Below are 6,301 nucleotides of genomic sequence, written 5' to 3' on the forward strand. Positions count from 1 at the left end.
CGTTGTCATAAACAACAAACCGCCGTCCACGCATCCCTTCCAATTCATATCAACAATGTCAAACAACAATTTACAAACCAGAACCAAGTAAACCCGGCCCCGAAAAGCTAGACGATATATATAGTCTTTTTCCCTATCGTCAAGGAACATCTGAAACATTTTTGTAAAAACTTTTTCAAGGATCAATTCCTATCTAAATTTTCTAATTAGCTTCCGTAAAACTTCCGCTAACTGCCTGTTTTTACTCTGTCTTTCCGATGTACCGTCGAAGCGTCTGCCCCGTCGGTGAGCGGTGTTATAGGCCCCACACAACACACTGTCAAAGACCTTTTTGCAAAAAACTCACATTTTTTTAATATTACCGTCACATGGGCTATTCGCGTAAGTTTATTGCGCAAAAACACCCCACTTGTGATGTTTTCTAAATATCCCAGATTCCAAGAAGGTAAGTTCAAGGGAAAATCAGGACAAATCCATAAAGAATCCCTGAATCCAGATGTAAAAACATGCGAGATTCTTACAAATAATCTTTAAAAGTAACTTTCAGACTAAAAGATTCGCACCTATTTCCACGAATCACCCCAAACAAGAACAATCACAACACAGGATTCTGATAACAGATGCCTATCCATAATGTTTTTACACTTAAAAGAATCCCATCCGAGGACGCAGCTCTTTATAAAGGGCTCAGAGTGGAAGGCCTCGATGAAAGCCCAGAAGCTTTTGGCGCATCTTATAGTGATGAAGTAAACACTCCTCTGAGCCACTACTCCAAACTTTTAACAAACAACATTGTTTATGGTGCTTATAGTGATAGAGGCTCTCTGGTTGGTATCGCAGGCCTACGAATCCCCAAGCAAGAAAAGCTCAAGCATAAAGCGACGCTTTGGGGGATGTATATAAAGCCGGAAGCACGCGGCAACGGATTGGCCAAACAGATCCTTTTACAGATTATCGAAATAGCAAAAGAAACCACCGAAGAGATTCTCTTAACTGTAGTTGTTTCAAATGTCTCAGCTATCACCTTATATGAGAATCTGGGTTTTATTGAATACGGACGCGAACCCAGAGCACTTAAAATCCAAGACCACTATCATGACGAAATACTTATGCGCTTGCCACTCACATAAAAAGCCACGCGAAAGTGTCTCTCCTAGATCAAAGTCACTATTGCTAAATAGTGCCTCTATACACTCCCCCTGATAAATAGACCTACTATAAACCCCTCCTATAACCATTAAGGCACCACGTGATAGAAGCTGAACTTGAGCGTAAGAAGGAATTTTCCGTAATATTGTCGTCGCACTTTCAAGGTATCTTGCCTAATCTCAATTCCTCTGTGATCTTAGAGACTTATAAGAGAGGGACAAACTAAGTATGAATGCGAGTACAGAACCAGCAAACGGACAGGTCGTTATCGGGCTGAATGCCGTTATTGTTGCTATCATTGAAGAGCAACCAAAGGTTCTTGTCGTCCAACATACTTCTGAAACACTTACTGCTCAGCATGAAACCCTGACAGAACGGACAGCGCTGCCCCATAACAATCGACACGAAGCACTGCCCTTTGGTCCCTTTTATCCGCTGAAACACCGTACGCTTGAATCCGGGCTGAGATCATGGGTCGAAGAACAGACTGACCATGAGATTGGATACGTCGAACAGCTCTACACATTCGGGAATGAAGGGCGCGACCCTCGTGAAGAGGCAGCTGGCGCCCGCTTGGTGTCCGTCGGCTATCTCGCCCTTGTACAAGATACGGCTCCAACAGCAATTGAGAATGCTGTGTGGCAGGACTGGTATCGCTTTTTCCCATGGGAAGACTGGCGCGATGGACCCCCTACTATACTAGAGAGTGATATCATCCCCGCACTGCGAAAATGGATTGAACAGGCAGAAAATAACATCGAACAGAAAGATCGTTACGAACGCACCTGTATTACCTTTGGTCTAGATGACACCCCCTGGAACGATGAACTTGTTCTGGAAAGATACGAATTGCTTTATGAAGCCAGCCTGGTCGCGGAACGACAGGATAGCCTTGATAAAGGCGACATAAGTAATCAGCACGGAACGGCGATGGCACTGGATCATCGACGTATACTGGCAACGGCAATCGGACGGTTACGGGGCAAAATTAAATATCGTCCCGTCGTGTTTGAACTCATGCCGCCGACATTTACCCTGTTACAGCTCCAAAAAGTTGTTGAAGCTCTTTCTGGATCACTTCTTCATAAACAGAATTTTCGCCGTCTAATCGAGAAAAAAGGTCTGGTTGAAGCTACGGGGAAGATCGAAACCCAAACAGGTGGGCGACCTGCGAATCAATTCCGTTTTCGCCGGGAAGTTCTGATGGAACGGCAAACACTAGGCATTTGACAGAACCGCCCCCTCATCCACGTCTCCCAGTTCATCCCACCAACACCACTTATACTAATATTGAGCATAATGTGCTTGACCCAAGTAATACTCACTTGTAGCATAAGTATAACTGGGAGCTCCGGTATTTTTTATAGCCCCCTTATACTCAAATAGAGCAAAAGAGGTTGCCATGTCTGCCAATACTGCAGTCGCAGAGACAGAAGAATATACATACACCCCAGAAGTAGCAGAGCGTACTGCCGCTGTCTTTGAGCAGGTGTATCCCGCGATCAGTAAAGAAGAATGGCCCGATTTTGCGCCCTATGTTGATGAAATCCTACGTTTGAAAAAAGAGCGCAATGCTGTTGTTCTCGCCCACAATTATCAAACCAGAGACATCTATCACTGTGTTTCCGATATCGTTGGAGATTCACTGGCGCTTGCGCAAAAGGCTATTGATGTCGAAGCCGATGTGATCGTTATGGCTGGTGTTCACTTCATGGCAGAAACAACAAAGCTTCTTAACCCATCTAAGACCGTGTTAATACCGGACCCCAAAGCCGGCTGTTCACTGGCAGATTCCATCACAGGCGAAGACGTGCGTAATCTTCGAAAAAAATACCCCGGTGTTCCAATCGTTACCTATGTAAATACCTCCGTCGAAGTAAAGGCTGAATCAGATATCTGTTGCACATCCGGAAATGCAGTGAAGATCGTTGAATCACTGGGTGTTGATCGGGTGCTATTAATCCCCGATCGCTTTCTTGCTGCAAATGTTGCCGCCGAAACCAACGTTGAAATTCTAACATGGCAAGGCGAATGTGAAGTGCACGAACGCTTTACCGCGCGCCAGGTCACGCAACTACGTAAAGCACACCCAAATGTTACGGTCCTCGCGCACCCGGAGTGCCCGCCGGAAGTTGTTGAAGCTGCAGACTATTCAGGATCAACAGCAGGCATGATCAATTTTGTGTCCGAACAAAAACCTGCCGAAGTCGCCCTGATTACTGAATGTTCTATGGGGGATAACATTGCATCTGAAAATCCGGATACAAACTTCATCCGGTCCTGCAACCTTTGCCCTCACATGCAACGCATCAATCTGATGAACATCTGTGAATCCTTAAAAACCATGTCGCACGAGGTTACCGTCGACCCTGCGCTTGCTGATCGGGCACGCCTCGCGGTTCAACGCATGCTGGATGCAAGTTAAGGAAGTTCCCCATGGCGTATTCCCCCAACACAATTAAAAGCACAACGACAGATGTTTTGGTAATTGGCGCAGGCCTCGCCGGCTTGATGGCCGCGTTACGCCTTGCGCCAAAAGCTGTCACGCTTTTATCAAAAGGGCCGCTTGGGGAAGAAGCATCCAGTGCTTGGGCACAAGGTGGGATATCAGCTGCACTGGACCCCGCCGATAGTCCTGTAAGTCATCTCGCGGATACGCTTGCTGTCGCCGGGGGTATTGCGGATGAAGACATTGCCGCATTGGTCACCGATCTTGGGCCAGAACGCATCCGCGATTTAATCGATCTTGGCGTGATCTTTGACCATGACGAAAAAGGCTTAAGTTTGAGCAGGGAAGCCGCCCATAGCCACAGACGCGTTGTCCACGCCAACGGCGATTCGACGGGCCGGGAAGTCATGCGCGTTCTGCAGCTTAGGGTAAAAGAGGCCGTACACATTACGGTTCTAGAAAATACAGAGGCAATAGATTTGTTATGCCAAAACAATCAGGTTTTTGGGGCAACTCTTCTGAAAGACAATGAACTACAGGCGGTCAATGCTCACGCCACGATTATTGCGACAGGTGGTATCGGGCAAATTTACAGCGCAACCACCAATCCCTTCGCTGCTTGCGGTGATGGGCTTGCCATGGCCGCCCGCGCAGGCACCAGTCTCAAAGACCTAGAGTTCGTTCAATTTCACCCCACAGCTATAGATGTAGAGACCACGCCTCGTCCTTTAGCAACAGAAGCTCTACGCGGGGATGGAGCTTGGTTGGTGAATGAAACGGGTAAACGATTTATGCTCGACGATCATCCGCTCGCGGAATTGGCTCCACGGGATATTGTCGCCAGAAGCATATGGAAACAAATACAACAAGGCCATCGCTGCTACCTCGATTGTCGCGCTTCTATAGGAGATGCTTTTCCACAGCACTTTCCTACCGTCTATGCACACTGCGAAGACCACGACATTGACCCGACAAAAGATCTGATCCCCGTTGTCCCGGCAGCGCACTATCATATGGGGGGCATTGAAACGGACAATCGTGGGCGAACAAACGTCAACGGCCTCTGGGCTTGTGGCGAAGCCGCTTGTACTGGCTTGCACGGCGCGAACAGACTCGCCAGTAACTCCCTGCTCGAAGCGCTGGTTTTTGCACCTCTTGTCAGTAAAGATGTCTGTGATTTCCTCAGCAACAAAACAATAAGCGCGCCCGCCAAAGTCAAAGCTTCAGAACAATCGCAAATCCAACCCAGCGTCGTAAAAGATCAAGATGTCATAGGTGAACTACAAACTTTGAACTATCGCTATATCGGACTTTGCCGGGATGAAGCTGGATTGAAGATACTTCTGAAAGAACTGGATCGTATAGAGCTAAACAATCCACACCCCTCGACACGGCTAAGAAACATCATGATCGTCAGTCGTTTGATCGCGACCACGGCACTTGAACGAAAAGAAAGCCGAGGGGGGCATTATCGCCTTGATTATCCCAATAGCGATCCACGATACCAGCGCCACAGCATTGTAGAACTGAGCCACCTCACAAAAGACATCGTCAACGATACGATCAAACTGGCTTCATAGATTGCCCCGAAAACATATAGACGACAAAAAGTATAGATGATGAAAATAACGCCCCTGCCTTCCCCCCTTATCACACAGGCCGTACAGGCCGCGCTTTTGGAAGATCTTGGATCAACCGGGGATCTCACCAGCCAGTCAATGATCCCGGAAGATGCCCAGCTCACAGCATCAATTGTAAGCAGGCAGAGTGGCACCGTTTCAGGCTCCGCATTTTTGCTAACTGTGATGGCGGAGCTATCGGAACAAGTGGACGTCAAAATTTCACTGGAGGATGGCTCGCGTCTCTCTCCCGGAAGTATCGTTGCCACCCTATCGGGTCCGGCACGCGCGATCCTGAGCGGGGAGCGTGTTGGCCTGAATTACATGGGCCATCTATCGGGAATTGCCACGGCAACCCGAAATATCGTTGATTTGGTTGACGATCTGCCTGTGCGCGTCACCTGCACTAGAAAGACCACCCCCGGCCTGCGTGCCTTTGAAAAATACGCTGTGCGATGCGGCGGCGGGCACAATCATCGCTTTGGTCTTTATGACGGCGTCATGATCAAGGACAACCACATTGCTGCGGTTGGCGGCGATATCGGAAAAGCCATAACAACAGCCCGAGCACAAATCGGACATATGGTAAAAATTGAAGTCGAGGTTGATCGGCTTGATCAACTTCAACAAGCGCTCCCCCACAAGCCCGATATTATTCTGCTGGATAATATGGACTTACCAACCTTACGCGAAGCCGTTGCCATGATCGATGGGAAGGCCATTGCAGAAGCATCCGGCAGTATCACCTATGAAACAGCACGGGCTATTGCTGAAACCGGGGTTGATGTGATTTCGATGGGATGGCTAACCCACAGCGCCCCTTGTCTTGATTTGGGGTTGGATATTCTCTAGCCAATTACTCAGGATGAATATTTCGGCCAAAACCTCATGACAATCCGAGCCAGGCACGGATTGTATACCCAACCACCCCCAGAGCAGTAACACCGCCAAACCACAACCCAGCAAACCAAGTTAGTCGGCACCTGAGACTCTTTGCCTCTGGTTGGTTCGGCGTCTTATCTGCAAGGCTTTCCCTAGCCATCAATGGTACCCCTCTTCCGGGTCAACTTTTCCTCGGAATACC

The 6,301-nt window shown here is 48.2% G+C and carries 6 protein-coding genes; 5 read left to right on the forward strand and 1 reads right to left on the reverse strand.

What is annotated here, in order from left to right; all coding sequences use genetic code 11:
• Nucleotides 1–620: 620 nt before the first annotated feature.
• The 5 genes from Q0241_RS15395 (at nt 621) to nadC (ending at nt 6,069) form a co-directional block, all read left to right on the forward strand.
• A complete protein-coding gene (locus Q0241_RS15395) occupies nt 621–1,130 on the forward strand; it encodes a GNAT family N-acetyltransferase (protein WP_299379040.1) in 510 nt (169 codons plus the stop codon).
• 247 nt (nt 1,131–1,377) lie between these two features.
• Nucleotides 1,378–2,379, forward strand: a complete 1,002-nt coding sequence (locus Q0241_RS15400) for a hypothetical protein (protein ID WP_299379042.1) — start codon at nt 1,378–1,380, stop codon at nt 2,377–2,379.
• 172 nt (nt 2,380–2,551) lie between these two features.
• Entirely contained in the window at nt 2,552–3,574 is a 1,023-nt protein-coding gene (nadA, locus tag Q0241_RS15405; RefSeq protein WP_299379043.1) for a quinolinate synthase NadA, read from the forward strand.
• Between the two features lie 11 nt (nt 3,575–3,585).
• A complete protein-coding gene (locus Q0241_RS15410; protein WP_299379045.1) occupies nt 3,586–5,178 on the forward strand; it encodes an L-aspartate oxidase in 1,593 nt (530 codons plus the stop codon).
• A 36-nt stretch (nt 5,179–5,214) separates the two neighbouring features.
• Complete coding sequence (gene nadC, locus Q0241_RS15415) at nt 5,215–6,069, forward strand: carboxylating nicotinate-nucleotide diphosphorylase (RefSeq protein ID WP_299379047.1); 855 nt, start codon at nt 5,215–5,217, stop codon at nt 6,067–6,069.
• A gap of 34 nt (nt 6,070–6,103) precedes the next feature.
• Here nadC and Q0241_RS15420 read toward each other — a convergent pair whose 3' ends face one another.
• Entirely contained in the window at nt 6,104–6,259 is a 156-nt protein-coding gene (locus Q0241_RS15420) for a hypothetical protein (protein WP_299379049.1), read from the reverse strand.
• Nucleotides 6,260–6,301: the final 42 nt, after the last annotated feature.

This window comes from uncultured Kiloniella sp. (assembly GCF_937128705.1).
Taxonomy (GTDB): Bacteria; Pseudomonadota; Alphaproteobacteria; order Kiloniellales; family Kiloniellaceae; genus Kiloniella.